This is a genomic window from Rhizobium sp. RCC_161_2, from assembly GCF_041355235.1.
Lineage (GTDB): Bacteria > Pseudomonadota > Alphaproteobacteria > Rhizobiales > Rhizobiaceae > Rhizobium.
The window spans coordinates 184998-211987 of sequence record NZ_JBFUPL010000010.1 but is presented as its reverse complement, the minus strand read 5'-3'; the positions used below and the strand labels follow the sequence as shown (position 1 = coordinate 211987).

The following is a 26990-nucleotide window of genomic DNA, read 5'->3' as shown; positions in this document are numbered from 1 at the left end:
GGAAATGGCCGTACCCGCATCCTGATGTGCATAAAGTGCATAGGCGTTCGCACGACTGTGTTGGCTATCAGAAACGGGGTATCTCGTGTCTAAATCTCTTGACAGTTTCAATTGTCGGTCCACGCTCAACGTGGGCGGAAAAGACTATGTCTATTTCAGCCTGCCCAAGGCCGAGGCCAATGGTCTGCCCGGCGTTGCCAAGCTCCCCTATTCGATGAAGGTGCTGCTGGAAAACCTGCTGCGCTTCGAAGACGGGCAGACGGTCACCAAGGACCATATCCTTGCCGTTGCCGAATGGCTGACCAACAAGGGTACCGTCGAGAACGAAATCGCCTATCGCCCGGCGCGCGTGCTGATGCAGGACTTCACCGGCGTTCCCGCCGTGGTCGATCTCGCCGCCATGCGTGACGCGATGGTGTCGCTCGGTGGCGATCCTGAAAAGATCAACCCGCTCGTTCCCGTCGACCTCGTCATCGACCACTCCGTCATCGTCGACGAATTCGGCACGCCGCAGGCTTTTGCCCGCAACGTCGAGCTGGAATATGAGCGCAACGGCGAGCGTTACCGCTTCCTGAAGTGGGGCCAGCAGGCGTTCAAGAACTTCCGCGTCGTTCCTCCCGGCACCGGCATCTGTCACCAGGTGAACCTCGAATATCTCGGCCAGACCGTCTGGACGAAGGAAGAGGACGGCGAGACGATCGCCTATCCCGACACCTGCGTCGGCACCGATTCGCACACGACCATGATCAACGGTCTCGGCGTTCTCGGCTGGGGCGTCGGCGGTATCGAAGCTGAAGCCGCCATGCTCGGCCAGCCGGTTTCCATGCTGCTGCCTGAGGTCATCGGCTTCAAGCTCACCGGCAAGCTCAAGGAAGGCGTCACGGCGACCGACCTGGTGCTGACCGTCGTGCAGATGCTGCGCAAAAAGGGCGTCGTCTCCAAGTTCGTCGAATTCTTCGGCCCTGGCCTCGACGCGCTGCCGCTCGCCGACCGCGCCACCATCGGCAACATGGGTCCGGAATACGGCGCGACCTGCGGCTTCTTCCCGGTCGACAAGGAAACGCTGAACTATCTCAACATGTCCGGCCGTACGAAGGATCGTATCGCGCTGGTCGAAGCCTATTCCAAGGCGCAGGGCATGTGGCGTGACAATGACGGCGCCGATCTCGTCTTCACCGACACGCTCGAACTCGACCTGAGCGATGTCGTACCAGCCATGGCAGGCCCGAAGCGTCCGGAAGGCCGTATTCCTCTGGAAAACATCGCCTCCGGTTTCGCCGGCTCGCTGGAGACCGAATACAAGAAGCCCGGCCAGCTTTCGAACCGCTATGCCGTCGAAGGCACGGATTTCGATCTCGGCCATGGTGACGTGGCGATCGCCGCCATCACGTCCTGCACCAACACCTCGAACCCGTCGGTGCTGATCGCTGCCGGCCTTCTCGCCCGCAACGCCGTTGCCAAGGGCCTGAAGAGCAAGCCGTGGGTCAAGACCTCGCTGGCGCCGGGATCTCAGGTCGTTGGCGAATATCTCGCCAAGTCCGGCCTGCAGGCTGATCTCGACAAGCTCGGCTTCAACCTGGTCGGCTTCGGCTGCACCACCTGCATCGGCAATTCCGGCCCGCTGCCGGCGCCGATCTCGAAGACGATCAACGACAAGGGCCTGATTGTTTCCGGCGTTCTCTCCGGCAATCGCAACTTCGAAGGCCGTATCTCGCCCGACGTCCAGGCCAATTACCTGGCCTCGCCGCCGCTCGTCGTCGCCTATGCGCTCGCCGGCACGGTGCAGCTCGACCTGACCAAGGAGCCGATCGGCGAAGACCAGGACGGCAAGCCGGTCTTCCTCAAGGATATCTGGCCGAGCTCGCATGAGATCCAGGAATTCATCCTGAAATACGTCACCCGCGAACTCTACGAATCCAAGTACGCCGACGTCTTCAAGGGCGATGCCAACTGGCAGGCCGTGCAGATTCCTCCGGGCCAGACCTATGCCTGGGACGACAACTCGACCTATGTGCAGAACCCGCCTTACTTCGTTGGCATGGGCAAGACCGGCGCCGGCATTTCCGACATCAAGGGTGCCCGTGTTCTCGGCCTCTTCGGCGACAAGATCACCACCGACCACATTTCCCCGGCCGGTTCGATCAAGGCCGCCTCGCCGGCTGGTTCCTACCTGCTCGGTCATGGCGTCGGCGTTGCCGACTTCAACCAGTACGGCACGCGTCGCGGCAATCATGAAGTGATGATGCGCGGCACCTTCGCCAATATCCGCATCCGCAACCACATGCTCGGCCCGAACGGCAAGGAAGGTGGCTACACCATCCACTATCCGTCCAAGGAAGAGATGTCGATTTATGACGCGGCCATGCAGTACAAGGCCGAGGGCGTTCCGCTTGTGATCTTCGCCGGTGTCGAATACGGCAACGGCTCGTCGCGCGATTGGGCTGCCAAGGGCACCAACCTGCTCGGCGTGCGCGCCGTCGTCGCCCAGTCCTTCGAGCGTATCCACCGCTCGAACCTGGTCGGCATGGGCGTCATCCCCTTCGTCTTCGAGGACGGCACCACCTGGGCCACTCTCGACCTCAAGGGTGATGAAGTCGTCACGATCGAAGGCCTGGAAGACATCAAGCCGCGCGAGCGCAAGATCGCCAAGGTCACCTATGGCGACGGCACGGTCCGCGACATCCCGATCATCTGCCGTATCGATACGCTGGATGAGGTCGTCTACGTCAACAATGGCGGCATCCTGCAGACGGTTCTGCGCGATCTCGCCGCCTGATCGGCGTTAAAGCCATCTTTGCACGCCGCCGGGGAAACTTCTCCGGCGGCGTCATGTTTTTCACGCCGATGTGTTCGGTGTGGTGCTCTCAGGGGCTTCTCTCACCCGTTCGTGACTTTTAGTCATCGCGCTTAGCTATTATCTCTTGTTTCAGATTTATCAGGCTTGATGAGAGCTTTACGGATACCCTGGAAAGCCGCAGGCGATTTCAGGGTGCTGTATTGGCTTCGGCCTTCAGCGTCTGAGAAAGAGGTATAACGGCATGCGCCTTCGATTTTCGGTTTCACTTCTGGCAGGCATCGCGCTCGCGAGTTCGCTGCATGCGCAGGAGCTTGCCAAGATCAAGGGGGTTGTCGAACTCTTCACGTCGCAGGGCTGTTCGTCCTGCCCGCCGGCGGATGCCGCGTTTCGCAAGCTGATCCGGCAGGGCGACGTCGTGGCGCTCGCCTATCATGTCGACTACTGGAATTATCTCGGCTGGAACGACACGATGGCGTCCAAGGACAATACGGCGCGCCAATATGCCTATGCGCGGACGATGGGCCGCAGCGGGGTCTATACGCCGCAGGCGATCATCAATGGCCGAGATCATATGAGTGGTGCCGACTTCGACGGCATCAATGTCAAGCTCGACGACTTCCAGCACCACGGCAAAGGCCTGACAATCCCGGTGACCGCCGCCATGAAGGGCGACGAGCTGGAGATCAAGATCGGCGCCGGCCAGGGCAAGGCGAATGTGGTTGTCGCTTATTTCGACAAGGAACAGCTCGTCTCGCCGAAGGGCGGCGAAAACAACGGTCAACAGATTGCCTATCTGCATGCGGTTTCGGATGTCGAGACCGTCGGCATGTGGGATGGTAAGGAAATGAGCGTGGTGCTGCCCGCCAATGTCCTGGACAAGGACGGCCGGCGCGGCATGGCGGTTCTGCTGCAATCCTCCACCTCGTCGGGAGACCCGGCGGCGATCATCGGCGCGACCGTGCTGACGATCGGCTCCGACGGCTGATCGCTTTCGGCCAGGGCCCAAGAATTCCTGTTTCAGCAGGCCGCAATGGACCGAGGTGCCCGGCGAGGACGCATTCGGGGCTGGGGTTCGGTCGATGCGCCCCGGCCGGGCCGTTTGGCGCGGCGGCGCCAAACAACTATCAATAGTTCCGGAAAATGGGGCGTCGTTTTGACTGAAATGCGGCGCTGCGGAGATGCTTTCCCCGGGTGCAAAAAATTGTGAGTGGGCGCTGGTCTTGCAATTTGGTGCGGCTGAGGCAAACTGTCATCCTCTTGTCATGACCAGCCCCTGGGGGATTGATGACTGATCAGCCGGATTTACGACACGGCGAAAGCCGTTCTGTCGACACCAATTCTTCCATCGTCGTTGATCTCAGGGAATACAAGCAGAGCAGGGATCCGCTGCCGGTAACCTTCCATCGCAGGGAGCTGGACGCGATCCTGTGGATCTACGGCCGCATGGTCGGCGAGGGCGAGTGGCGTGACTACGCCATCGACCATCTCGGGGACAAGGCGGTCTTTTCCGTCTTCAAGCGCTCCGGCGAACTGCCGCTCTTCCGTATCGAGAAAAACCCGAAGCTCGCCGCCAAGCAGGGCGCCTTCAGCGTGGTCAACACCAACGGCATGATCCTGAAGCGCGGCCATGAGCTGAGCCAGGTGCTGAAGGTTTTCGACAAGCAGCTGAAGCTGGTGGAGAAGTGATCTCGATCACCCCGAGCAACCGGCCGCCCCTATGATCAGCGGCTCGGGGACAAACGAAAAGCCCCGCCGATGAGCGGGGCTTTTCGTTTCGAGCCGGACAGTGCCGAATTTAGAACTTCAAGCCGACGCCGAGATTTATTGACTGCTCGGTAAGGTCGCTCTTCACGCCCTGCAATTCCTTGCTGCCGAAATCACTGTAGCGGTATTCCGCGCGGGCGAAGATGTTGTTGGTGAAGGCATAGTCGACACCGGTGCCGGCCGTCCAGCCGCTGAAGATGACCTTGCCGTCGCCCGAACCGGGAACGTCGGCGAAGCCGCGAGCAGCGGTCCATCCGGCCGCGCCGTAGATCAGCAGATTGTCGAAAGCATAGCCGACCCGTCCGCGAACCGCGCCCGACCAATCGGTGCCGACGCTGGATGCATTGGCGACGGCCTTGTTGTTCCAGTTGTAGTCGATATTGCCGTCGATGCCGACGACGACCTTGTCGAACTGATAGTTGTATCCGAAGAAATTGCCGAAAAAGCCGCCCTTGAAGTCTTCGGACTGGTTGCCGCTGCCGAACTTGAAGCTGCCCTTGGTGATTGCGCCGCCGCCGTGGACACCGAGATAAGGGCCGGACCAGGTGAAGACTGAAGCCGGAGCGGAAGCGGCAACAGGCTCCTCGGTCAGATCAGCGGCAACCGCGGAGGTCGAGGCCAAGGCGAGCAGGGCGGGAATGAGCAGATATTTCATATATATTTCCTTCTATAAATCATATGTGCCAATGCGATGCCCACAGGTTGCGGTATGCGGTCCTGCCTCAATGCGAGGGAAAACAAATCTCTGAACAAGTCGGGGAATCGGCGGTTGCGGAACGGTATTGCCGTTAAAATAGCGAACCGAATGTTGCCGTGGCTGCTTTAATGTTGAGAAATGTTGCGGGATCGCATCCGGCTCTTCTCCGGACATGAGGATCGTCTGGAGCTTTCGCTCCAGCCCCATTGTTATCCGGCCGGTCCGGTGCCTTTTCTCCAGGGGAAAAGGGAGACTGCCTTACTCGCTGAACAGGGTCCCCGGATAGGCCGAGGGATCGGGGTCCGTTTCCGCGCCTTTACCGAGCGCCTTCTGCATCAGCATCGTGTCCAGCCAGCGGCCGTGCTTGTAGCCGGTGCCTTTCAGCAGACCCGTCTCCGCGAAACCGGCGGCGCGGTGAAGGGCGATGGAGGCCTGTGCCGCACCGCCAATGACGGCGATCATCTGGCGAAAGCCGAGGGCTTCGCAGGTTTCCATCAGGTCTGCCAGCAGCAGCTTGCCGAGGCCGCGACCGCGTGCTTCAGGCGCAATGTAGATCGAATCCTCCACCATCCAGCGATAGGCCGGCCGCGTGCGGAAGGCGGACGCATAGGCGTAGCCGAGAACTTTGCCGCTCTCGTCCTCGGCGACGATATAGGGATAGCCCTTGTCGCGGACCGCCTGGAAGCGGCCTGCCATTTCCGCCTCATCGGGCGGGACAAGCTCATAGCTTGCGGTGCCGTTGAGAACGGCATCGCGATAGATGGCGGCAATCTCGGGGAGGTCGTTCGGGGCGGCCTGACGGAGGCGGAAGGACATCTGGGTTTGTTGCCTGATCTGCGGTTTGAAGACTCCGGTATAAAATCGCGCGCGCAGTAGCATGGCAAATAGAAAAGGCGGCCGAAGCCGCCTTTTCAAAGGATCATTCAGGTCGCAGCAATTATCGGCGGTTGCCCATGAACTGCAGCAGGAACATGAAGAGGTTGATGAAGTCGAGGTAGAGCGACAGGGCGCCCATGATCGCCTTGCGGCCGGCCACGGTAACATCGTCGGCCTGGTAGTACATTTCCTTGATCCGCTGCGTATCGTAGGCGGTCAGGCCCGCGAAGATCAGCACGCCGATCACCGAGATGGCGAATTGCATGGCGGACGAAGCCAGGAAGATGTTGACCAGCGACGCGATGATCAGGCCGAATAGACCCATCATTAGGAACGAGCCCATCGCGGAGAGATCACGCTTGGTCGTGTAGCCGTAGAGCGACAGCGCGCCGAAGGAGGCGGCGGTCACGAAGAAGGTCTGCACGACGCTCTGGCCGGTGTAGATGATGAAGATCGACGACAGCGACAGGCCCACCAGCGCGGCGTAGACCCAGAAGGTCGTCGTCGCGGCGGCCATGCTCATGCGGTTGATCCTGAAGCTCAGGAAGAACACCATCGCCAGCGGCGCGAAGATCACGACCCACTTCAGCGGGCTTGCGTAGATCGCCTGACCGAAGGTGGTGATCTGCCCGTCCGCGAATGCGAGCGAGAACGAAAGATAGGCGGCAATACCCGTGATCGCCAGACCCAGCGCCATCAGGTTGTAGACCTTGAGCATGTAGGCTCGAAGGCCCTCATCTATCATCGCACCGGTCTGCGCGCCTGCTTGCGGCGTCCGGTTTTGGTAATTGCGAAAGTCAGCCATGTTTTCCTCTTTTAAGCTCCGATATAATTACGGTGTCGGGCGATTTCGTCCCAGGCGCCGCTGCGGAGCTCCAGCATGCCTGCGTAGAATATGAGGCTTTCAAGGCTTTTGCACAAGGCCCAAGCGGCTGGGGCAGGGTTAAATCGATGTAATATCGGGCCGTTTCGCGGCGAACAAGGATGGTCCGATAGAGGTTTACAATTCGCGCAGAACGGGCGCAGCCTTCTGGCCGAGCACGCGCCATGTGCCGATCAGGCCGATGCCGACCGTCAGCAGCAGCGCGATGACAAGCGTCGAAAAGGCGACGTCGGGCAGGAAGGTCGACGGTAGTTTCATGATACGGCTGACGATATACCAGGCGGCCGTCGAGCCGGCGAGGAGCGCGAAGATGGCGGTGGCGGCTCCGAGGATCAGATATTCGTAACTGAAGGCGCGGATCAGCATCGCCCGCGTCGCGCCGAGCGTCTTCAGCACCACCGCATCATGCGTACGGGCGCGGTTGCCCGCCGCGAGCGCGCCCGCAAGCACCAGCACGGAGGCGATGAGCGCGACAGAGGCCGCGGCGCGGATGGCGGTGGCAAGCTGCCCGACCAGCGTATTGACGATGTCGATCGCGTCCTTGACCCGGATGCTGGTGATCGTCGGATAGGTGTTGGTGACGTTTTTCAGGATCGCTGCTTCCTGCGCCGAGGTAGCGGAAGGATCGGTCAGGGTCGCAAGCCAGGCATGCGGTGCGCCCTTGAAGGTGTTGGGTGAGAAGATCATGACGAAGTTGATCGACAGCGACTGCCATTGAACCTTGCGGAAGCTGGCGACCTTGGCCGTCACGTTGCGGCCGAGCACGTTGACGGTCAGCTTGTCGCCGAGCTTCAGGCCGAGCGCCTTGCCTTCCTCGTCCGAGAAGGAAACCAGCGGTTCGCCGCTATAGTCCTTGCCCCACCATTCGCCTTCCGTGAGGGCGGCGTTTTCGGGCATGGTTTCGGCATAGGTGATGCCGCGGTCGCCGCGCAGCACCCATTGGCCGGCCGGCGGCACCTTTATCTTGCTGACGTCTTCGCCGTTGAAGGCGACGATGCGGCCGCGCAGCATCGGTGCCTCGACGAGCTTGCCCTCGGGCGCCTGGGCCTGCACGACCTTGCGGAAGCCGTCGAGCTCCGAGCTTTGAATATCGACGAAGAAGAAATTCGGCGCCTGTTCGCTCATGCGCCCGGTCAGCTGCTGGCGCATGTTGCCGTCGATCAGCGTCAGCGTTACCAGAAGCGCCAGGCCGAGGCCGAGCGACAGCACGACGGAGGCGGTCAGCGCGCCCGGCCGATGGATGTTGCCGATCGCCAGCCGCAGGGCCGGCGAGTGCACGCGCGGACTGCGGCGGGCAAGCCAGGAAAGTAGCGCGGCCACCGCGCGAAGCACGACGAAGGCACCCGCGATCGAGACAATGAAGACGACGGCGATGCGGCGGTCATAGGCGGTATAGATCGCAAGGGCTGCGAGTGCCGCCATCAGCAGGCCGGCGGTCAGCAGATAGGGCCAGCCCGGCAGGCGGCGTGCTTCGAAGCCCTGTTCCCGGAAGAGCGCGGTTGCCGGCACTTCGCGGGCATGGCCGAGCGGCGGAATGGCGAAGGCGAGCGTCGTCAGCAGGCCGAAAAGGGCAGCCAATGCCAGCGGGCCGGGATAGAGCTGCGGCGCGGTGGAGATCGGCAGGAATTCGGCCATGAATTGCGAGGCCAGCATCGGTGCGATGGCGCCGAACACCAGGCCGATGGCGACGCCGGCAAGTGCGATCAGGGCGATCTGGATCAGGTAGATCATCACCACGACGAAGGCAGGAGCGCCGAGGCATTTGAATGTGGCGATGGTGGTGCGCTTGGCGTCGAGGAAGGCGCGCACGGCATTGGCAACACCGACGCCGCCGACGATCAGGGCGGTAAGGCCGACCAGGGTCAGGAATTGTGAGAAGCGGGTGATGTTGTCGGCAAGCGCCGGGGCGGCGCGGTTGCTGGTCTGAACCGACCAGCCGGCCTGCGGGAAAGCCGCATTGGCGCGGGTGGTGATATCGCGCAGGCCGCCGGCGGGATCGTCCATGCGGATCTTGTAGACCTGTTCGACCAGGCTGCCGGTGGTGATCAGCCCGGAAGCTTGCAAGGCCTCACGACTGGTGAGCAGTCGCGGGGCGAAGCCGAAACCTTCGGAGACCGCGTCCGGCTCGGTCTTCACCGTGCCGGTGACCCGAAGCTTCGTATTGCCGAGCAGAAGCTCGCTGCCGATCTTGAGGTTCAGCCGTTCGAGAAGCAGGGGAGCGAGGACGGCGCCATAGGTCCCATCCTTGGCGGCAAGCAGCGTCGACAGCGGCTGGTCCGGATCGGCCGCGAAGCTGCCGTAGAGCGGATAGGCGCCGTCGACCGCCTTGACCTGGACCAGCGCCTGGTCGGAGCCGTCGGGCAGGCGGGCCATGGAGCGCAGGCCGGTGGATCGGGAGAGCTGGCCGAGGCTTTCGAGATAGGCCAGTTCGTCCGGCTTTGCCTCGCGATTGTTGAGCTCGAAGCGGACGTCGGCGGCCAGCAGCGACTGGCCCTGGGTCGAAATCGCATCGGTAATCGACTGCGAAACCGAGTTGACGGCGGCGATCGCGCCGGTGCCGAGCGCGATGCAGGCGAGGAAGATGTAGAAGCCGCCGAGGCCGCCGCGTAATTCGCGCAGCGCCAGGCGGAAGGCAAGCGTGAAGCGTGCGCCTGCCACCGTCATGCCGTTGCCGCCTGGCTCGTCCGCGCGTGGGCGCTGTCACCCTCGATCTCGCCTGAGCGGACGCGGATCTGGCGGGAGCAGCGGGCGGCGAGGGAGGGATCGTGGGTGACGAGCAGCATCGTCGTCCCGCGCTCGGCCTGCTGGGCAAACAAAAGGTCGGCGATCTGCCGTCCGGTGTCGGTGTCGAGGTTGCCGGTCGGCTCGTCCGCGATCAGAAGGGCTGGCGAGGGGGCAAGCGCGCGGGCGATCGCCACGCGTTGCTGTTCGCCGCCCGAAAGCTGGCCGGGATAATGGCTCAGCCGTTCGCCGAGGCCGACGGCCTCCAGCTCTTTCCGGGCGATGTCGAAGGCGTCGCGGACATTGGCGAGTTCCAGCGGTACGGCGACATTTTCCAGTGCCGTCATGTTGGCGATGAGATGGAAGGACTGGAAGACGATGCCGATATTGCGGCCGCGGAAATCGGCGACGCGATCCTCGCTCAGGCTATGAAGGGGCGTGTCGCGGATCAGAAGTTCGCCGCTATCGAGCTTTTCAAGGCCGGCCAGCACCATCAGCAGCGTCGACTTGCCGGAACCGGAGGGGCCGACGATACCGACGGCCTCGCCTTCCGCAACGGTAAGGTCGATGCCTTTCAGCACATGGACGGAGGCGGCGGCATTGCCGAGCGTCAAATCCGCCTTCTTCAGCTCGATGATGGTTTTTGCCAATGCGGGACGCCCTATATACATCTGAGACCATGGCGGGCGCGATTTGGCCCGCGCAGCGAATTTAGGGAATGGATCATGAGTTTTAAAGCTGCTGCGTTTCACTTCGCTGTCATTGCTTTCGGCCTTTTGTTTGGTGCAGCGAGCGCAGCCGAAGCGCGGACCATCCAATTGGTCGGTTTCGGCGACAGCCTGATGGCCGGCTACCAGCTGCCGCCGGGCGACGGATTTCCGGCCAAGCTGGAGGCGGCGCTGAAGGCAAAGGGGCTGGACGTGGCGATTGCTGATGCCGGCGTGTCCGGCGACACGACGTCGGGCGGGTTGTCGCGCATCGACTGGTCCGTGCCGGATGGAACCGACGGCGTAATCCTCGAACTCGGCGCCAACGACGCCTTGCGCGGCATTCCGCCGGAAGACACAGAAAAGAACCTGGACGCCATCATCGCCAGGCTGAAGGAGCGCAACATTCCCGTGCTGCTTGCCGGCATGCTGGCGCCGCCGAATATGGGGCCGGATTATGCGGCCAAATTCAATCCGATCTACCAGCGGCTCGCGGATAAATACCAGCTGACGCTCTATCCGTTCTTTCTCGATGGGGTTGCGACGCATGCTGATCTGCAACTGAGTGATGGCATGCATCCGAACCCGCAAGGGGTCGATGTGATGGTGCAGGGCTTCGAGCCCGTCGCTGCCAGTTTCATAGGGACGATTGCCGCAGCTGCGAAATAGATGCTTGCACCGGCTGCAATTGCGTGATTCCCTGCTTATACCTGCAAGAGATTCGGGGAGTGCTCGTAATGCCGAGACTTTTTACCGCCCTCGAAATTCCGCGCAACGCGGCCATGAGCCTTTCGTTGTTGCGCGGTGGTCTTCCCGGCGCCAGGTGGATCGACGTAGAAAATTATCACATCACCCTTCGTTTCATCGGCGACGTCGATGGCCGGACGGCGGATGAGATCGTCGACCGTCTGGACCGCATCGACCGGCCGGAATTCCAGCTTCGGCTGGAAGGTATCGGCTCTTTCGGTTCCAGGAAACCACATTCGGTCTGGGCCGGCGTCACGCAGACGCCCGATATGTACGCCCTGCAAGGCGAGATCGAGCGCATCTGCCAGCGCATCGGCCTGCCGCCGGATCCGCGCAAGTTCACGCCGCATGTGACGCTCGCCCGGCTGAAGTCCTCGCGCGTCGACGATGTGGTGCACTATCTCTCCGGACGCGGCGACTTCCACACCTCACCATTTACGGTGGGCCGTTTCGTGCTGTTGTCATCGCGCGAATCGGTCGGCGGCGGTCCTTACCTCACCGAAGAGGTCTTCCCGCTTCATGAGGCCCGCAGCGCCTTCCCCAGTGTGGGAAGCAGCGCGTTGCAGCCCGCCAAAAGCATGGTGTAGACCGCCTCGAAACCCTCGTGGCCGCCATAGTAAGGGTCGGGAATGTCCTTGTTGTTGCCCAGCGCGAGGGCGTTGAAGAGATGTAGCCTGCCGAGTGCATCGGCAGGCGCAATTTTCCGCAAATTCTTCAAATTGTCTTGATCCATTGCCAGGATCAGGTCGAACCGGTCGAAGTCGGTGGCTTCGATGCGCCGCGCCTTTTGGCTGGAAATGTCGATGCCGTGACCGGCGGCAGCGGCGACCGAGCGGCGATCCGGCCTTTCTCCCTGATGCCAGCCGCCGGTGCCGGAAAATGCCTTCGGCGAGCGGTGAGCGACAGATGTTGCCGGCGCAAACAAACAGAATCCTGAAGCGGTCCATGTTATCCTTCAACTGATCGAGAGGAGTGACCTTGTCATGAAATACGAAAAGCTGGAACCGGCCGCAATCGATGAAATCGTCGCTGGCCTTGTTGGCTGGACATTAGCGGCGGACCGTCTGTCGATTTCGAAGAGTTTTAAATTCCGTAATTTCGTCGAGGCCTTTGGTTTCATGACCGAGGCGGCCCTGACTGCAGAGAAACTCAACCATCACCCGGAATGGTTCAATGTCTATTCGCGTGTCGACGTGAAACTGACGACCCATGATGCCAATGGCCTGACCGATTACGACGTCAAGCTGGCAAAAGCGATGGAAAAGGCGGCGGCGCGACGGTCCGATTGAATCGCGGGGAGCGATCACCATATGTTTATGCGCCCCGGAACAAGGGCTTCGATGGAGTGCGTGGAATGGATGACATCAAGTATGGGGAGATCCTGATGCCTGGTGACGAAGAGACCCAAAAACGTCAGGAGAAGTCTGTGCGCAGCAAGTTCTGGCCGACTTTGCGCAAGGCGGCGCGGCACATTCCGTTTTCCCGCGATGTCGTAGCAGCCTTCTACTGCGCGCTCGATTCGCAGACGCCGACGCGCGTTCGCGGCGTATTGCTCGCCGCGCTCGGCTATTTCGTCATGCCGATCGATATTATCCCGGATTTCTTCGCGGTTATCGGCTTTTCGGACGATGCTGCGGTTCTGGCGCTCGCCTTCAGCATGATCAAGGGCCATATCCGCCAGGAACATTATGACGCCGCTGACCGGGCCTTGGCCAACGAGCCCGAGGCGGCAAAGGCGGTGTGAGTCCGGCCGTGCGGCTAGCGGCGGAAATCCTGCCGGGTTTCCAGACCTTTATCAGGTGCTCCTGATTTTAGAGAGGTCAAATTCTTGCCTGAATCTTTCTGTCATAAGTCGATCCCGTAGGATGGTGTTCCGCCATCCGGGTTTTCAAATTCTTCCTGATGCCTTTCAGGCCTGGCGCGGCGCTTGAGTTGAAACGGCACAGAGCAGGGGCACCTATCGCTCCGTTGACGGTTTGGTAACCTGAATAAAGTCAAAATAGGGCAGCTCATGAGCATAGGCAGGCGTGCGTACTCAAATCGCCTCGAGCTCTGGACCGCAAGAAATCGGCAGGAAACCATGTTTGTAAAAAGCTTCGCTATCGCCCTCTCGCTCGTTCTGGCCGGCACCGGCATTGCATCCGCGCAGACCAAGAAGCAGGCGCCCGCACAGGCGCCGGCAGCAGCACCGATGTCGCCGACGCGCATCCAGCAATTCGATGCCTGGGGCGCCTATTCCTACCAGTCCGGCGCCGGCAAGGTCTGCTACGTTCTCTCCGTGCCGACGGCCAAGGCCCCGACCAGCGGCATCGATCATGGTGATAACTTCTTCATCGTTTCCCAGCGCCCGGGCCAGAACATCTCCTATGAACCGCAGGCGATGATGGGCTATCCGCTCAAGGACAATTCCAAGGTGGACGTCGTCATCGACAACAAGACCTTCGTGATGTTCACAAAGGACAAGGCCGCCTGGGTCGAGAACGCCGCGCAGGAGCCGGCTCTGGTTGCAGCGCTGAAGTCCGGCCATTCGCTGAAGGTCACCGCGACCTCGAAGAAGGGCACCAACACCTCCTATACCTATTCGCTGAAGGGCGTCACCGCGGCGCTCAAGCAGATCGAGAACTGCAAATAAGATCGATGGCCGATGGATCACGTCAATGTGATCGCCATACTGCCACGATCGAGACAAAAAGGCCGGCCTGCGATGGCCGGCCTTTTGCTTTTGAGGGAGAGGGATGACGCGGGCGGAAATTAATGCTAAAGGCCCCGCCAACAGTGGGTGTGCGGCAGTTTCCTGTTCCGCCACCACATGAACCCTCTGATTTCCGTGCCTTGCCCGCATCCGCAGCTTTTGCGGCATCGCCGATGTCAATTGTTGGAATGATCCTATGTCCGCCATCGATGTCATGACCCCATCCAAGCTCAAGCCGATGCCCGTATCGCAGCCGGTCGAGCTTTCGCCGAAACCGTCGCTGATCGGCCTGACGCGCGAGGAGATGGGCGCGGCACTGAAGGAGAAGGGCGTCGCCGACAAGCAGGTCAAGATGCGCGTCAGCCAGCTCTGGAACTGGATCTATGTGCGCGGCGTCTCCGATTTCGACGCCATGGCGAATGTCTCCAAGGACATGCGCGAAATGCTGAAGACGCATTTCACCATCGCCCGGCCGGAGATCGTCGAGGAACAGGTCTCCAACGATGGCACCCGCAAGTGGCTGCTGCGCTTTCCGCCGCGCGGCGCCGGCCGTCCGGTCGAGGTCGAAACCGTCTATATTCCCGAAGAAGGCCGGGGCACGCTTTGCGTTTCCAGCCAGGTCGGCTGTTCGCTCACTTGTTCCTTCTGTCACACCGGCACGCAGCGCCTGGTGCGCAACCTGACGGCGGAAGAGATCCTGTCGCAGTTGCTGCTCGCGCGCGACCGGCTCGGCGATTTTCCGGATCGCGAAGCGCCGCAGGGGACCGTCATGCCGGCGGAAGGCCGCAAGGTCAGCAACATGGTCATGATGGGCATGGGCGAGCCGCTCTACAATTTCGAAAGCGTCAAGACGGCGCTGCTGATCGCCTCCGATGGCGATGGCCTGTCACTGTCGAAGCGGCGCATCACCCTTTCGACCTCGGGCGTCGTGCCGGAAATCTACCGCACTGGTGATGAAATCGGCGTCATGCTGGCGATCTCGCTGCATGCGGTGCGCGACGACTTGCGCGACATGCTGGTGCCGATCAACAAGAAATATCCGCTGAAGGAATTGATGGACGCCTGCCGCGCCTATCCCGGCCTTTCGAATGCGCGGCGCATCACCTTCGAATATGTGATGCTGAAGGGTGTCAACGATAGCCTCGAGGATGCCAAGGGGCTGATCCAACTGCTGAAGGGCATCCCGTCGAAGATCAACCTCATTCCCTTCAATCCCTGGCCGGGCACGAACTACCAATGTTCGGATTGGGAGCAGATCGAGAAATTTGCCGATTTCATCAACGCGGCCGGCTACGCCTCGCCGATCCGCACGCCGCGCGGCCGTGATATTCTCGCCGCCTGCGGCCAGTTGAAGTCGGAATCCGAGCGCATGCGCAAGACCGAGCGGCTGGCTTTTGAGGCCATGATGATCGCCAATCACGGCGAGGATTGAGATCGATGCTTCTCAGGTTGCGCAGGCCTCTGCGGCTCCTGTGGGGTTATCTCGGCGCCTGTGTGATGATGGGCTTCGTGCTCGCCTGTGTCGGTGCCTGGACCATGCCGGGGACGGCCGCGCCGGAGCTGTTCGCGCTCACCGTCGCCCTGACCAAGCTTGTGATGATCGTCAGCATCCTGCCATCGCTTATCGTCATTCCGGTTTTCGAATGGCGCGGCATGCACCGCTGGTACGGCTACGCGATTTATGGCGCCACGTTGTCGGCGGTGGCATCCGTTCTGATTTCGGGCAGCGTCGAGCGACCGCAGACCCTCAACCTGATCACCATCGTCGTTTGTTTTGCGTTTCTTGGAGCCGCCAGCGCCACCGTCTATTGGTGGATCGCCGGCCGCTTTGCCGGAGGTGCGCTCAGCGAGCCTGCGTGAGGAAGATCTTCGCCGCGAAAATCGAAAAGACGCCGGCGAAGGTATAGTCGAGGCCGCGCAGGACGCCGCGGTTGTTCTGCAGCCAGGACGACAGCTTGTCGGCGGCGAGAACGACGACGATGTTCACCGGCACGCCGACGACGATAAAGAAGAATCCCAGGAACAGGAGCTTGTGCGTGACGGCCGGATCGCCCGCCGTAACGAACTGCGGCAGGAAGGTCATGAAAAAGATGATGACCTTCGGGTTCAGCAGATTGACCCAGAAGCCGTTGGCGATGTTGGAGAGCGGCGTTCTTCTCGCCGCGTCGACCTGCATGACCGACAGGCTGGAGCCGAAGCGGATCGCCTGGATCGCCAGCCACAGCAGATAGGCGGCGCCGCCGGTCTTAAGCAGGGTGAAGGCAACCGGCGAGGCTGTAATCAGCGCCGAGATGCCGAAGGCCACCAGGCATGTGTGGACGACAACGCCGATCGTAGTGCCGAGGACGACGAAGAGTGCGGCCCTTTTGCCCTGTGCCAAGGCGCGGCTGATGGAGAGCGTCATGTCGGGGCCTGGAGTCATCGCGAGAAGCAGGGTTGCCGCGGTAAAGGCCAGAAGCGTCGACAGGCTGGGCAGGAAATCCATTGGGCAGCTCCGAAAGCCGGATAAGAGGATCAGCGTTTTCTATCCGGCTTTCGGCGATTTGCAAATCAATCCTTCTTTTCCAGGAATGCCTTGAACTTGTCGGCATAATCCGGATGCCAGCGCGACAGCGGCGGGCGGTTTTCGACGATATCGCCGGCGGCCCAGAGCATGCGGCGCTCGTCGGTCGGTCGGGCCACGTCGTTATCAGGGCAAAGGATGTAGAAGTCGCCGCGCTCAAGGCTTTCCACCATGAAATCGACCGTCTGTTCCGCCGTCCAGGCGGCAGCCGGCTTTTCACGGCGATCTCCCTGGGTGAGGCCGGTGAAGACGAAGCCGGGGATCAGCAGATGCGCCGAGATTTTCGCGCCTTCGGTGTTGCGCAGCTCATGCTGCAGGGCCTCGGTGAAGACCTTCACGCCGGCCTTGGAGACGTTGTAGGCGGGGTTGCCGGGTGGCGTGGTAATGCCCTGCTTCGAACCGGTGTTGATGATCAGGCCCGGTTCGCCATGGGCCAGCATGGCGGGTCCGAAAACGCGTGTGCCGTTGATGACGCCGAGGAGATTGACGCCGAAAATAGCGTCCCAGCCGGCCTGCGGGCTGAAGATCGAGGTTTCCGGCCCGATGCCGGCATTGTTCATTAGCACGTGCACCCGGCCGAACCGCTGCAGGACGGCGCGTTCGAGTGCTTCGAGCGCCTCTTTCTGGGCAACGTCCGTTTCGACTGCCATCACATGCTCTTCGCCGGCGATCGCTTCGAGTTCGGCACGCGCATCGGCCAGCCGGTCGCCACCAAGATCGGCAATGGCGACGCTCATGCCGAGCCCGGCGAAATATTTCGCCGCCGCAAGGCCGATACCGGAAGCGCCGCCGGTGATGACGGCAACATTGGATTTCTTGAAAATGGCTTGAATATCAGTCACGAGCAGGGTCCTCCCCGGGCATTGTTTGGATAATGGCAGATATGACGCGTCGCTCTGACTAGTCAAATCGAAATCGCGAGTTCTCGAACTCTGGATCGATCTTGTCACTTCCTCTTGTCACGAGCGCGACATGAACCGGGCGCACTTCCCCTTGCGCCTCGCGATAATCTCGCTAAAAGTGCCGCGACACAGGGTTTGCGGGCCTCTCCACAGGCTCGCATTGAAACGGATCTCATTATCATGGCATCACATAAAGACGTGAAGAAAGTCGTTCTCGCCTATTCGGGCGGTCTCGACACCTCGATTATCCTGAAGTGGCTGCAGACGGAGCTTGGCGCCGAAGTCGTTACCTTCACCGCCGATCTCGGCCAGGGCGAAGAGCTGGAACCGGCGCGCAAGAAGGCCGAGCTGCTCGGCATCAAGGAAATCTATATCGAGGATGTGCGCGAAGAGTTCGTGCGCGATTTCGTCTTCCCGATGTTCCGTGCCAATGCCGTTTATGAAGGCGTCTACCTGCTCGGCACCTCGATCGCCCGCCCGCTGATCTCCAAGCACCTGATCGAAATCGCCAAAAAGACTGGCGCCGACGCGATTGCTCACGGCGCCACCGGCAAGGGCAATGACCAGGTCCGCTTCGAACTGTCGGCCTATGCGCTGAACCCGGACATCAAGATCATCGCGCCGTGGCGCGACTGGACGTTCAAGAGCCGCACCGATCTGCTCGAATTTGCCGAGAAGCATCAGATCCCGGTTGCCAAGGACAAGAAGGGCGAAGCGCCGTTCTCCGTCGACGCCAATCTTCTGCACTCCTCGTCGGAGGGCAAGGTTCTGGAAGATCCGTCGCAGGAAGCGCCGGAATATGTGCATATGCGGACGATTTCGCCGGAAGCCGCTCCCGATAAGGCCACCGTCATCAAGGTCGGCTTCGAGAAGGGTGATGCCGTCTCGATCAATGGCGAGCGCCTGAGCCCAGCGACGCTGCTGGCAAAGCTCAACGATTATGGCCGCGACAACGGCATCGGCCGCCTCGATCTCGTCGAGAACCGTTTCGTCGGCATGAAGTCGCGCGGCGTCTACGAGACCCCGGGCGGCACGATCCTGCTCGCCGCTCACCGGGCTATTGAATCGATCACGCTTGATCGCGGCGCCGCCCACCTCAAGGATGAGCTGATGCCGCGTTACGCGGAGCTGATCTATTACGGCTTCTGGTTCTCGCCGGAACGCGAAATGCTGCAGGCGCTGATTGACAAGAGCCAGGAGCATGTCGAAGGCGAAGTGACGCTGAAGCTCTACAAGGGCAATGTCATGACGATCGGCCGCGAAAGCCCGAAGTCGCTCTATTCCGACAAGCTGGTCACCTTCGAAGACGACCAGGGCGCCTACGACCAGAAGGACGCGGCCGGGTTCATCAAGCTCAACGCGCTGCGCTTGCGCACGCTCGCCAAGCGCAACCTGACCAAGTAAGCGGATTTGCAGCAAATATAGCCCGCTTCCGATTACCGGAGGCGGGCTTCTTCTTTTTCGGCTTCGCGACGGGCCGGATTTACTCCGCCGGCCTCAATTCGCGTTCCATCTCGACCGGCATATCCGCATTCTGCAGATTGCTGCGGAAGGCGCGGAGCGCGTGATGCAGTTCGTCCTGCAGGCCATGATTAAAGCCTTGCACCGCATCGCGCTCCACCGCACAGATCTCCCTGCCGATCTGCTTCAGCTTGGCGTCGGCGGCTTCCGACAACACGATGCGCTTGGCACGGCGGTCGAGAGGATCGGGCTGTCGCTCGATCAGGCCGCGTGCCTGCAACTTGTCAAGGAAGGCGCTGACCGTCATCGGTTCCAGGCCCATGCGAGAGGCAATGTCAAGCTGACGGCTGCCATTGACGGCGGCAACCTGAATCAGCGTACGTGCTTCGCCGGCTGTGAGGCCAAGTCCCGCCGCGAGAATGCGGCGCTCGAAAGCCGTTCTCATCAATCGTGCGCAATCCGCCACCAGAAAGGCAAGCGAATCCGTATCTATCCTGCTGCTCATAAGCGCTTCCCTACCTACGCTTGTTTTTAGGCCCCGGTAAATTCTTAGTGATAACGCCCCCTAAATTCAATGGATTCTTTAATCTTCACACGACTTGGTTGGCTTGACCCGGGTAGGCGCGTCGTTAATCTGTCACGATTGCTATCGGGAACTTTCAATATGACGCAATCACTTATCGTCGGCGCCTTTCTGGCGGCGTTGTTCTATGTGCTGATTCCCGGTCCGGCCTTTCTGGCGCTGCTCGGCATCGGTGCGGGGCAGGGACGCAAGGCCGGGGCCTTCTTCATGAGCGGCCATCTCGTCGGAGACCTTATCTGGTCGTCGCTCGCTTTGGTTGCAATCGTCGGTGCAAAAACTCTCGGCACCTTCGTTTTCGATCTCCTTGGATTGCTCTGCGGCTTTTATCTCGCCTGGATCGGCTGGAGTGCGGTGACGGCCAAGCCGAGGGATGATGGTAAGACGCTGCTCAATGTCGACCGCCCGTTCCGCCGCGGCCTGATCTTCGGCGTCACCAATCCGAAGGGATATCCGGTGGCGCTCGCGACCTTTACCGCGCTGGTGGCGGGGTCGGCCGGGGCGTTGACGTTCAGCGCGCTGCCGTTGCTGGTTACCGTCTCTCTCGCCGGCTTCATCACCGCCGACATCATTCTGATCGGAATTATCGGCGCGGGTGTCGTCCGGCGCTTCTATCGCGCTCACGAGCGGCTGATCGTGCGTTGTTCCGGCGTGCTCTTCATGGGGTTTGCGGCCCAGGCGCTGTGGCATGCGACGCCCGGCCTGCTCGGATGGCGCAAGGCCTGACCATTCCTCATTTTTGTTCCGCTCCGCCATACCAATCTGGCGGAGCGGGTCCTATATCGTGCTTCGATCAGATGTCTGCCGAAAGGATGCTCGCATGTCTTCCCAAGCCGTCAACCCCGCGCTCGTCGAATGGACCGGGCATCAGGGCCTGCCACGTTTCGACGCGGTGAAAGACACCGATTTCGCGCCTGCCTTCGATGCGGCCCTGGCCTCCCACGAGACGGAGATCGATGCGATTGCCGACAATGGCGAAGCGCCGAACTTCGCCAACACCGTTACTGCGCTTGAGATTGCCGGCGACGCGCTGTCGCGGGTGTCCGCGCTGTTCTGGAACAAGGCCGGCGCCCATACGAATGAGGTGATCCAGACCCTGGAGCGCCAGATCGCGCCGAAAATATCGCGGCATTATTCGAAGATCGGCATGAATGCAGCGCTTTTCGCCCGTATCGACGCATTGTGGGAAGGTCGTGACGATCTTGGCCTGACGCTGGAAGAAACCCGTGTGCTGGAACGGCACTGGAAGGGTTTTGTGAAGTCGGGCGCCAAGCTGCCGAAGGCCGAGCAGGAACGGCTTGCGACGATCAACGAGACACTGGCGGGCCTCGGCGCGCAGTTCGGTCAGAATGTCCTTGGTGATGAGAAGAGCTGGGCGCTGATTCTTTCCGAGGAAGCCGATCTTGCCGGCCTGCCCGATTATCTTAAGGATGCGATGGCAGCGGCGGCGCGGGAACGCGGCGAAGAAGGCAAATATGCCGTCACCTTGTCGCGCTCGATCATCGAGCCGTTCCTGACGGCCTCCGAGCGCCGCGATTTGCGCGAACAGGCTTTCAAGGCCTGGGTGGCGCGCGGCGAAAATGGCGGCGAGACCGACAATCGCAAGATCATCCGCGAGACGCTGGCGCTCCGGGCCGAGAAAGCCAAGCTGCTCGGCTATGCCAATTTTGCCGAGCTCAAGCTCGACAACACCATGGCGAAGACGCCGGAGGCGGTGAACGATCTCCTGAAGGCGGTTTGGGCAAAGGCTGCCGCGCGCGCCGGCGAGGAAGAGGCCGATATTGCCGCGCTGATTTCGCAGGAGGGCCGCAATCACGAGGTCATGCCCTGGGACTGGCGGCATTATGCCGAGAAGATCCGGACGCAGAAGTTCGATTTCTCCGAGGCCGAGCTGAAGCCTTACCTGCAGCTCGAAAAGATCATCGCCGCTTGCTTCGATGTTGCCGGACGCCTGTTCGGCATCCGGGCTATCGAGCAGAAGGGCGTTCCCGCCTATCACCCTGATGTCCGCGTCTTCGAGATCCGCGACCGCTCCGACAGGCTCGTCGCGCTGTTCCTCGGCGATTATTTCGCGCGCAGCTCGAAGCGTTCCGGCGCCTGGATGAGCTCGTTCCAGTCGCAGCATAAATTGCGGCTGCCGAACGGCGATGTCGGTGAGCTGCCGATCATCTACAACGTCTGCAATTTCGCCAAGCCCGCCGAAGGCAAGCCGGCGCTCCTGTCGCTGGACGACGCCCGCACGCTGTTCCATGAATTCGGTCATGCGCTGCACGGCATGCTCTCCGATGTCACCTATCCCTCGGTTGCCGGCACCGGCGTGTCGCGCGATTTCGTCGAACTGCCGTCGCAGCTTTACGAACATTGGCTGACCGTGCCGGCGATCTTGAAGGAATATGCCGTGCACTACGAAACGGGCGAGCCGATCCCGCAGGCACTGCTCGACAAGGTTCTCGCCGCCCGCACCTTCAATGCCGGCTTCAACACGGTGGAATTCACCTCGTCGGCGCTGATCGACATGGCCTTCCACACGCGTGGCGCCGTCGAGGATCCGATGGCGGTGCAGGCCGGGGTGCTCGCGGAAATCGGCATGCCGAAATCGATCGTCATGCGTCACGCAACGCCGCACTTCCAGCATGTGTTTTCCGGCGACGGCTATTCGGCCGGGTACTATTCCTACATGTGGTCTGAAGTGCTCGACGCTGACGCCTTCTCCGCCTTCGAGGAAACCGGCGATGCCTTCAATGCGGCGATGGCCGAAAAACTGAAGGCCAACATCTATTCCGTCGGCGGCTCGATCGACCCGGAAGATGCCTACAAGGCATTTCGTGGCAAGTTGCCGAGCCCGGATGCGATGCTGAAGAAGAAGGGTTTGGCGGCTTGATTTAGCCGCCACACGTGGCCGTCCGGATGGTGAATTTGCGCTTAATATAGCAATCGCCATCTGTGGCGGCCGGTGGTCCGTTGAGGACTTCTAACTATCGTAAAGGTCAGTCGCGGGACGTTAATTTCTGCGACAAGTCTATCTCTCGGGCCATGACTTCAACAGGCGCACGTCATTCGGTTCGGCCTCGGGCCAAAGCTGCACGAGGTAGTGATCGTCTCCGTCAAGTTCGTCTTCGCTGAGGGTATCGAGGCCGGACATGTTCACCCGCACGCCGAGCGCCCCTGCTTTCACTGCAAGACGGGGAGCGGTTGGGCCGTAGTCGGTCAAACCGGCTAGCACGAGCTGGCCCGAAGGGCAGTGGAAACCGGATTCCGCCACATGCTGGTAGGCGTCGAGGCTGGTCGCTGGGCGGCGATCGTGCCATTCTACGCAAACCGGCACGGTCATATTGCGCACGGTATGGAGAATGATCGCATGGGGTCCGGCGGAGAGGCGGCGAGCGATCACCTCATCCGTATAGTCGTCGGGCAGGTCCGGATGGGCTTCGTCGCGCAGGTATATTTGGAAATAGTCGGCAAAGAGATCGCCCTGATATAGAATTTTAGACATATGTGCCTCGGTGGGCTGGCAGTTGCTGTCGATCAGCGTGAAATTGACCTATTGGAGAGGCGCGAAAACAGGCTGGTTGCTGCTTTCTTGCCTCCCCCCTTTCGCAAACGCGAAAAAAAGGGTATGAGCGCGCCAAACGTAATTGGCGTGTTTACTTTATATCGCGCCTCAGCCCCAGAGATATAAGATTATGGCACTTCGCAACATCGCGATCATCGCGCACGTTGACCATGGGAAAACCACCCTCGTTGACGAGCTTCTGAAGCAGTCCGGTTCCTTCCGCGAGAACCAGCGCACCGTTGAGCGCATGATGGATTCCAACGATCTGGAAAAAGAGCGCGGTATCACTATTCTCGCCAAGGCGACCTCCGTCATCTGGAAGGGCGTTCGCATCAACATCGTCGACACCCCCGGCCACGCCGATTTCGGCGGTGAAGTCGAGCGCATCCTGTCGATGGTCGATGGCGCCATCGTGCTGGTCGATTCCTCAGAAGGCCCGATGCCGCAGACCAAGTTCGTGGTCGGCAAGGCGCTGAAGGTTGGCCTTCGCCCGATCGTCGCGATCAACAAGATCGACCGTCCGGATGCTCGCCACGAAGAAGTTATCAACGAAGTCTTCGATCTTTTCGCAGCGCTTGACGCCACCGACGAGCAGCTCGATTTCCCGATCCTTTACGGCTCGGGCCGCGCCGGCTGGATGAACTATTCGCCGGATGGCCCGGTTGAGGAAGGCCTTGGCCCGCTTCTCGATCTCGTGCTGAAGCATGTGCCGGAGCCGAGTGTCGGTGAAGAAGATGGTGCATTCCGCATGATCGGCACGCTTCTCGAATCCAACCCCTTCCTCGGCCGCCTCATCACTGGCCGCATTCATTCCGGCTCGATCAAGCCGAACCAGGCCGTCAAGGTTCTAGGCCAGGATGGCAAGCTGATCGAAACCGGCCGCATTTCCAAGATCCTCGCGTTCCGCGGCATCGAGCGTACGCCTATCGATGAAGCCCATGCAGGCGATATCGTCGCCATCGCTGGTTTGTCCAAGGGTACGGTTGCCGACACATTCTGCGATCCGTCCGTCACCGAGGCGCTGCACGCCCAGCCGATCGATCCGCCGACCGTCACCATGTCCTTTATCGTTAACGACAGCCCGCTGGCTGGCACCGAAGGCGACAAGGTTACTTCGCGCGTCATCCGCGATCGCCTCTTCAAGGAAGCCGAAGGCAACGTCGCGCTGAAGATCGAAGAAGCCGAAGGTAAGGATTCGTTCTACGTCTCCGGCCGCGGCGAATTGCAGCTCGCCGTTCTGATCGAAACCATGCGTCGCGAAGGCTTCGAGCTTGCCGTGTCGCGTCCGCGCGTCGTCATGCACAAGGACGAGGCAACGGGTGTGATGCTGGAGCCGATCGAGGAAGTTGTCATCGACGTCGATGAAGAACATTCCGGCGTGGTCGTGCAGAAGATGTCCGAGCGCAAGGCCGAAATGGTCGAGCTTCGTCCGTCCGGCGGCAATCGCCTGCGCCTGAAGTTCTTTGCACCGACCCGCGGTCTCATCGGCTATCAGTCGGAACTGCTGACGGATACGCGCGGCACCGCCATCATGAACCGTCTGTTCCATGATTATCAGCCCTTCAAGGGCGCGATCGGCGGCCGCTCCAACGGCGTCCTGCTCTCCAACGCATCCGGCGAAGCTGTCGCCTACGCGATGTTCAACCTTGAAGACCGCGGTCCGATGATCATCGATCCGGGTGAAAAGGTTTACGCCGGCATGATTATCGGCATCCACACACGCGACAACGACCTTGAAGTCAACGTCCTTAAGGGCAAGCAGTTGACCAACATTCGCTCGGTCAACAAGGACGAGGCCGTCAAGCTGACGCCGCCGATCCGCATGACGCTCGACCGCGCGCTGTCCTGGATCCAGGACGACGAGTTGATGGAAGTCACGCCGAAGTCGATTCGCCTGCGCAAGATGTATCTCGATCCGAACGAGCGCAAGCGCATGGAAAAGGCGCGTTCCGCGTAACGGACGGCCTGTATCGCTTCGAACCACTCAACCCCGGCCATTGCGCCGGGGTTTTATTTTGTGTGTTCGATTTTTGGACCCTTGTGGCAAAGGTTAAAAAGGCGTTAATTTTCAGCAGTCGTCCACGGATAAAGGCTGTGGGCAAGTCTGCCGTCTTCGTAAATGAGGATGGTTAATTTGGGCTGGCGAGACCAGAGTAAACGTTATGAAGACGTTGTCGATCGATGTTCGGCGGGCTGAACCGCATGATGCCCGGGCCATTTCGGAGGTGCACCGCCAGTCGTGGCAGTACACTTATTCCGGCATCATTCCGCATCGTGCGCTGAGCCAGATGATCGAGCGTCGCGGTGAAAGCTGGTGGCGCAAGGCGACCAGCGGCCCGGCGACGCTTCTCGTTCTCGATGTCGCCGGCGAGATTGCCGGTTATGCGACCCTCGGTCTCAACCGTGCCCGTGCGCTGCCGCAGGAAGGCGAGATATACGAGCTCTATCTTCGTCCGGAATATCAGGGCATTGGTCTTGGCCGGCTCCTGTTCGGCGAGGCGCGCCGGCTATTGAAGTCGCTCGGCTGCAAGGGTCTGGTCGTCTGGTGCCTCGAGGAAAACGAGAATGCCGACCGCTTCTATCGCGGCCAGGGCGGCGCCGATTTCTGTGAGGGTATCGAGACCTTCGACCGCAAGCAGATCAAGAAGATCGGTTTCGTCTGGCCCTGAGAGAGCCGTATCGTGCCGGCTGCGATCCCCGATAAAATCCCGCACTCTACCAATGCATTGTTGCGTTGCGGAATGATTCCGATTATCTGGCTTGCGGTAACCATCCTTAATATTTAGGGGACACGCATGCGCATCGACGCGATTTCCATTGGCAAGAACCCGCCCGAAGACGTCAACGTCATCGTTGAAGTTCCGGTCGGCGGTCACCCGATCAAGTATGAAATGGACAAGGAGGCCGGCACGCTGGTCGTCGACCGTTTCCTCTACACGCCGATGACCTACCCAGGCAATTACGGCTTCGTTCCCCATACGCTTTCCGAAGACGGCGACCCGATCGACGTGCTGATCGCCAGCACCCGTCCGCTGGTGCCGGGCTGCGTCATCAATGTCCGCCCGATCGGCGTGCTGAAGATGGAAGACAATTCCGGCAAGGACGAAAAGATCATTGCCGTTCCCTCGCCGAAGCTGACGCTGCGCTACGAGAAGGTCAAGGAACATACCGACCTGCCGGAGATCACGCTGAAGCAGATCGAACACTTCTTCGCGCATTACAAGGATCTGGAGCCCGGCAAGTGGGTGAAGATCTATGGCTGGGGCGGCTCCAAGGAAGCTGGTGAGCTTATTCTTGAAGCCATTGAGCGCGCCAAGAAGGCGAAGGCCTGATCAGGCTTTCAAGATTGCATTCAGCCTGTCTGTCAAATCCTCCGGGTCGCCATCGATCCGGAGGATTTTTTTACGCGCGGTGTCGCCGGAGATCAGGCTAAGGGAGGATTTAGGGACACCGAGGCTTTTGGCCAGCAGCGCGATCAGCGCCTTGTTGGCCTTGCCCTTTTCCGGTACGGCCGAGACGCGTGCCTTCAGATAGGTTTCGCCATCGGCGCCGGTCTCGGTCCCATCGATTGCGTCACGCCCGCCGTTGGGCGTGAGCCGGACCGATAATCTCACATGATCGGCAAAAGCCTGCCAGGCTTCGTTCACCGGACGAAGAGCGGGTACAGCGAATTCCACATCAGCGAGCGGACAAAGAAGATGATCAGCAGCAGGATGATCGGCGAGATGTCGATGCCGCCGAGGTCGGGAAGGATGCGGCGGATCGGGCGCAGCGCCGGTTCGGTGACTGCATACAGGAAGCTTCCGACCGAATTGACGAACTGATTGCTCGAATTGATGACGTTGAAGGCATAGAGCCAGGAGAAGATGGCGCTGGCGATCAGCACCCAGGTATAAAGATTCAAAGCCAGATCAATGGTTTGAAATAAGGCGAGCATGTCCGTCTCCATTTCGCGGTTGACAGACATGTAGACATTGGCGACTAAACGGGCAAGTCTGAAGCACGCTGAATCATGTTTAACAGGCTAGGCGGGCGCGTTTTGCGCAG

At 60.6% G+C, this 26990-nt stretch carries 27 protein-coding genes and 1 pseudogene; 16 read left to right on the top strand and 12 right to left on the bottom strand.

The genetic code is table 11. The features are described 5' to 3' along the window. Positions 1–85: 85 nt before the first annotated feature. From acnA to AB6803_RS24485, 3 genes are all read left to right on the top strand, one after another. Positions 86–2776, top strand: coding sequence for an aconitate hydratase AcnA (acnA, locus tag AB6803_RS24495; RefSeq protein WP_371111323.1), 2691 nt, complete (start codon positions 86–88; stop codon positions 2774–2776). Positions 2777–3038: 262 nt separating this feature from the next. Next, positions 3039–3782 carry a DUF1223 domain-containing protein gene (locus AB6803_RS24490; RefSeq protein WP_371111322.1) on the top strand — a complete coding sequence of 248 codons (744 nt, stop codon included), beginning with the start codon at positions 3039–3041 and terminating at the stop codon, positions 3780–3782. Between the two features lie 299 nt (positions 3783–4081). Further along, positions 4082–4483, top strand: a complete 402-nt coding sequence (locus AB6803_RS24485; protein ID WP_371111321.1) for a DUF2794 domain-containing protein — start codon at positions 4082–4084, stop codon at positions 4481–4483. Between the two features lie 109 nt (positions 4484–4592). Here AB6803_RS24485 and AB6803_RS24480 read toward each other — a convergent pair whose 3' ends face one another. The 5 genes from AB6803_RS24480 to AB6803_RS24460 all read right to left on the bottom strand — a co-directional run bounded on the left by AB6803_RS24480 (position 4593) and on the right by AB6803_RS24460 (position 10388). Then, entirely contained in the window at positions 4593–5216 is a 624-nt protein-coding gene (locus AB6803_RS24480; protein ID WP_371111320.1) for an outer membrane protein, read from the bottom strand. Positions 5217–5516: 300 nt separating this feature from the next. Continuing rightward, positions 5517–6074: an N-acetyltransferase family protein gene (locus tag AB6803_RS24475; RefSeq protein ID WP_371111319.1), complete on the bottom strand. Its 558-nt coding sequence runs from the start codon at positions 6072–6074 to the stop codon at positions 5517–5519. Between the two features lie 121 nt (positions 6075–6195). Next, complete coding sequence (locus AB6803_RS24470) at positions 6196–6939, bottom strand: Bax inhibitor-1/YccA family protein (protein ID WP_371111318.1); 744 nt, start codon at positions 6937–6939, stop codon at positions 6196–6198. A 195-nt stretch (positions 6940–7134) separates the two neighbouring features. After that, positions 7135–9681 carry an ABC transporter permease gene (locus tag AB6803_RS24465; protein ID WP_371111317.1) on the bottom strand — a complete coding sequence of 849 codons (2547 nt, stop codon included), beginning with the start codon at positions 9679–9681 and terminating at the stop codon, positions 7135–7137. Continuing rightward, a complete protein-coding gene (locus tag AB6803_RS24460) occupies positions 9678–10388 on the bottom strand; it encodes an ABC transporter ATP-binding protein (RefSeq protein ID WP_371111316.1) in 711 nt (236 codons plus the stop codon). Before AB6803_RS24460 ends, AB6803_RS24465 begins: the two co-directional genes overlap by 4 nt. Before the next feature lie 75 nt (positions 10389–10463). Here AB6803_RS24460 and AB6803_RS24455 point away from each other — a divergent pair, with 75 nt between their 5' ends. Both AB6803_RS24455 and thpR read left to right on the top strand, forming a co-directional pair. After that, positions 10464–11114, top strand: a complete 651-nt coding sequence (locus tag AB6803_RS24455) for an arylesterase (protein ID WP_371111315.1) — start codon at positions 10464–10466, stop codon at positions 11112–11114. Between the two features lie 68 nt (positions 11115–11182). Beyond that, positions 11183–11779: an RNA 2',3'-cyclic phosphodiesterase gene (gene thpR, locus AB6803_RS24450; protein WP_371111314.1), complete on the top strand. Its 597-nt coding sequence runs from the start codon at positions 11183–11185 to the stop codon at positions 11777–11779. Here thpR and AB6803_RS24445 read toward each other — a convergent pair. Further along, positions 11710–12139 (bottom strand): annotated as a pseudogene (locus AB6803_RS24445) (low molecular weight protein-tyrosine-phosphatase). The gene thpR and the pseudogene AB6803_RS24445 sit on opposite strands and share 70 nt — an antisense overlap. Positions 12140–12175: 36 nt before the next feature. On the opposite strand from AB6803_RS24445, the gene AB6803_RS24440 reads away from it, so the two are divergent. The 5 genes from AB6803_RS24440 to AB6803_RS24420 all read left to right on the top strand — a co-directional run bounded on the left by AB6803_RS24440 (position 12176) and on the right by AB6803_RS24420 (position 15744). Continuing rightward, positions 12176–12481, top strand: a complete 306-nt coding sequence (locus AB6803_RS24440) for a 4a-hydroxytetrahydrobiopterin dehydratase (RefSeq protein WP_371111313.1) — start codon at positions 12176–12178, stop codon at positions 12479–12481. Positions 12482–12546: 65 nt separating this feature from the next. Further along, on the top strand, positions 12547–12936 hold the full coding sequence (locus AB6803_RS24435; protein ID WP_371111312.1) for a YkvA family protein: 390 nt from the start codon (positions 12547–12549) through the stop codon (positions 12934–12936). Positions 12937–13272: 336 nt separating this feature from the next. Further along, positions 13273–13824 (top strand): invasion associated locus B family protein, encoded by a 552-nt coding sequence (locus AB6803_RS24430; protein ID WP_371111311.1) that lies wholly within the window; start codon positions 13273–13275, stop codon positions 13822–13824. Positions 13825–14080: 256 nt separating this feature from the next. Then, positions 14081–15316, top strand: a complete 1236-nt coding sequence (gene rlmN / locus AB6803_RS24425; RefSeq protein ID WP_371111310.1) for a 23S rRNA (adenine(2503)-C(2))-methyltransferase RlmN — start codon at positions 14081–14083, stop codon at positions 15314–15316. Between the two features lie 5 nt (positions 15317–15321). Then, entirely contained in the window at positions 15322–15744 is a 423-nt protein-coding gene (locus AB6803_RS24420) for a hypothetical protein (protein ID WP_371111309.1), read from the top strand. Here the strand turns inward: AB6803_RS24420 and AB6803_RS24415 are convergent. Both AB6803_RS24415 and AB6803_RS24410 read right to left on the bottom strand, forming a co-directional pair. Next, entirely contained in the window at positions 15728–16369 is a 642-nt protein-coding gene (locus AB6803_RS24415; protein ID WP_371111308.1) for a LysE family translocator, read from the bottom strand. The two genes, AB6803_RS24420 and AB6803_RS24415, sit on opposite strands and share 17 nt — an antisense overlap. A gap of 65 nt (positions 16370–16434) precedes the next feature. After that, positions 16435–17289: an SDR family NAD(P)-dependent oxidoreductase gene (locus AB6803_RS24410; protein WP_371111307.1), complete on the bottom strand. Its 855-nt coding sequence runs from the start codon at positions 17287–17289 to the stop codon at positions 16435–16437. A gap of 240 nt (positions 17290–17529) precedes the next feature. On the opposite strand from AB6803_RS24410, the gene AB6803_RS24405 reads away from it, so the two are divergent. Next, the gene (locus tag AB6803_RS24405) at positions 17530–18753 is read left to right on the top strand and encodes an argininosuccinate synthase (protein WP_007693714.1); all 1224 of its coding nucleotides are present in this window, start codon (positions 17530–17532) and stop codon (positions 18751–18753) included. A 79-nt stretch (positions 18754–18832) separates the two neighbouring features. Here AB6803_RS24405 and AB6803_RS24400 read toward each other — a convergent pair whose 3' ends face one another. Continuing rightward, positions 18833–19315: a MarR family winged helix-turn-helix transcriptional regulator gene (locus tag AB6803_RS24400; RefSeq protein ID WP_371111306.1), complete on the bottom strand. Its 483-nt coding sequence runs from the start codon at positions 19313–19315 to the stop codon at positions 18833–18835. Positions 19316–19474: 159 nt separating this feature from the next. Between AB6803_RS24400 and AB6803_RS24395 the strand changes: the two genes are divergently transcribed. Further along, positions 19475–20116 carry a LysE family translocator gene (locus AB6803_RS24395; protein WP_371111305.1) on the top strand — a complete coding sequence of 214 codons (642 nt, stop codon included), beginning with the start codon at positions 19475–19477 and terminating at the stop codon, positions 20114–20116. Positions 20117–20210: 94 nt separating this feature from the next. Then, a complete protein-coding gene (locus AB6803_RS24390; protein WP_371111304.1) occupies positions 20211–22271 on the top strand; it encodes a M3 family metallopeptidase in 2061 nt (686 codons plus the stop codon). 138 nt (positions 22272–22409) lie between these two features. Here AB6803_RS24390 and AB6803_RS24385 read toward each other — a convergent pair whose 3' ends face one another. Next, a complete protein-coding gene (locus tag AB6803_RS24385; RefSeq protein WP_371111303.1) occupies positions 22410–22883 on the bottom strand; it encodes a hypothetical protein in 474 nt (157 codons plus the stop codon). Between the two features lie 190 nt (positions 22884–23073). On the opposite strand from AB6803_RS24385, the gene typA reads away from it, so the two are divergent. From typA to ppa, 3 genes are all read left to right on the top strand, one after another. After that, entirely contained in the window at positions 23074–24900 is a 1827-nt protein-coding gene (typA, locus tag AB6803_RS24380; protein WP_371111302.1) for a translational GTPase TypA, read from the top strand. A gap of 205 nt (positions 24901–25105) precedes the next feature. Further along, entirely contained in the window at positions 25106–25612 is a 507-nt protein-coding gene (locus tag AB6803_RS24375) for a GNAT family N-acetyltransferase (RefSeq protein ID WP_047466139.1), read from the top strand. Positions 25613–25738: 126 nt separating this feature from the next. After that, positions 25739–26275: an inorganic diphosphatase gene (gene ppa / locus AB6803_RS24370; RefSeq protein WP_007693707.1), complete on the top strand. Its 537-nt coding sequence runs from the start codon at positions 25739–25741 to the stop codon at positions 26273–26275. Here the strand turns inward: ppa and AB6803_RS24365 are convergent, their stop codons facing one another. Continuing rightward, the gene (locus tag AB6803_RS24365) at positions 26276–26590 is read right to left on the bottom strand and encodes a DUF167 domain-containing protein (protein ID WP_371111301.1); all 315 of its coding nucleotides are present in this window, start codon (positions 26588–26590) and stop codon (positions 26276–26278) included. Further along, the gene (locus AB6803_RS24360) at positions 26587–26910 is read right to left on the bottom strand and encodes a YggT family protein (protein WP_371111300.1); all 324 of its coding nucleotides are present in this window, start codon (positions 26908–26910) and stop codon (positions 26587–26589) included. Before AB6803_RS24360 ends, AB6803_RS24365 begins: the two co-directional genes overlap by 4 nt. Between the last annotated feature and the right edge of the window lie 80 nt (positions 26911–26990).

What these genes read in the sequence shown, in the direction of transcription:
- AB6803_RS24440 (WP_371111313.1), top strand. Translation starts at nt 12,176, where the DNA reads ATGAAATACGAAAAGCTGGAACCGGCCGCAATCGATGAAATCGTCGCT.
- rlmN (WP_371111310.1), top strand. Translation starts at nt 14,081, where the DNA reads ATGTCCGCCATCGATGTCATGACCCCATCCAAGCTCAAGCCGATGCCC.
- AB6803_RS24420 (WP_371111309.1), top strand. Translation starts at nt 15,322, where the DNA reads ATGCTTCTCAGGTTGCGCAGGCCTCTGCGGCTCCTGTGGGGTTATCTC.
- AB6803_RS24485 (WP_371111321.1), top strand. Translation starts at nt 4,082, where the DNA reads ATGACTGATCAGCCGGATTTACGACACGGCGAAAGCCGTTCTGTCGAC.
- AB6803_RS24470 (WP_371111318.1), bottom strand. Translation starts at nt 6,939, where the DNA reads ATGGCTGACTTTCGCAATTACCAAAACCGGACGCCGCAAGCAGGCGCG.
- AB6803_RS24415 (WP_371111308.1), bottom strand. Translation starts at nt 16,369, where the DNA reads ATGGATTTCCTGCCCAGCCTGTCGACGCTTCTGGCCTTTACCGCGGCA.
- AB6803_RS24390 (WP_371111304.1), top strand. Translation starts at nt 20,211, where the DNA reads ATGTCTTCCCAAGCCGTCAACCCCGCGCTCGTCGAATGGACCGGGCAT.
- ppa (WP_007693707.1), top strand. Translation starts at nt 25,739, where the DNA reads ATGCGCATCGACGCGATTTCCATTGGCAAGAACCCGCCCGAAGACGTC.
- AB6803_RS24435 (WP_371111312.1), top strand. Translation starts at nt 12,547, where the DNA reads ATGGATGACATCAAGTATGGGGAGATCCTGATGCCTGGTGACGAAGAG.
- AB6803_RS24400 (WP_371111306.1), bottom strand. Translation starts at nt 19,315, where the DNA reads ATGAGCAGCAGGATAGATACGGATTCGCTTGCCTTTCTGGTGGCGGAT.
- AB6803_RS24475 (WP_371111319.1), bottom strand. Translation starts at nt 6,074, where the DNA reads ATGTCCTTCCGCCTCCGTCAGGCCGCCCCGAACGACCTCCCCGAGATT.
- AB6803_RS24385 (WP_371111303.1), bottom strand. Translation starts at nt 22,883, where the DNA reads ATGTCTAAAATTCTATATCAGGGCGATCTCTTTGCCGACTATTTCCAA.
- AB6803_RS24430 (WP_371111311.1), top strand. Translation starts at nt 13,273, where the DNA reads ATGTTTGTAAAAAGCTTCGCTATCGCCCTCTCGCTCGTTCTGGCCGGC.
- AB6803_RS24375 (WP_047466139.1), top strand. Translation starts at nt 25,106, where the DNA reads ATGAAGACGTTGTCGATCGATGTTCGGCGGGCTGAACCGCATGATGCC.
- AB6803_RS24405 (WP_007693714.1), top strand. Translation starts at nt 17,530, where the DNA reads ATGGCATCACATAAAGACGTGAAGAAAGTCGTTCTCGCCTATTCGGGC.
- AB6803_RS24480 (WP_371111320.1), bottom strand. Translation starts at nt 5,216, where the DNA reads ATGAAATATCTGCTCATTCCCGCCCTGCTCGCCTTGGCCTCGACCTCC.
- AB6803_RS24360 (WP_371111300.1), bottom strand. Translation starts at nt 26,910, where the DNA reads ATGTCTGTCAACCGCGAAATGGAGACGGACATGCTCGCCTTATTTCAA.
- AB6803_RS24465 (WP_371111317.1), bottom strand. Translation starts at nt 9,681, where the DNA reads ATGACGGTGGCAGGCGCACGCTTCACGCTTGCCTTCCGCCTGGCGCTG.
- typA (WP_371111302.1), top strand. Translation starts at nt 23,074, where the DNA reads ATGGCACTTCGCAACATCGCGATCATCGCGCACGTTGACCATGGGAAA.
- thpR (WP_371111314.1), top strand. Translation starts at nt 11,183, where the DNA reads ATGCCGAGACTTTTTACCGCCCTCGAAATTCCGCGCAACGCGGCCATG.
- AB6803_RS24395 (WP_371111305.1), top strand. Translation starts at nt 19,475, where the DNA reads ATGACGCAATCACTTATCGTCGGCGCCTTTCTGGCGGCGTTGTTCTAT.
- AB6803_RS24455 (WP_371111315.1), top strand. Translation starts at nt 10,464, where the DNA reads ATGAGTTTTAAAGCTGCTGCGTTTCACTTCGCTGTCATTGCTTTCGGC.
- AB6803_RS24490 (WP_371111322.1), top strand. Translation starts at nt 3,039, where the DNA reads ATGCGCCTTCGATTTTCGGTTTCACTTCTGGCAGGCATCGCGCTCGCG.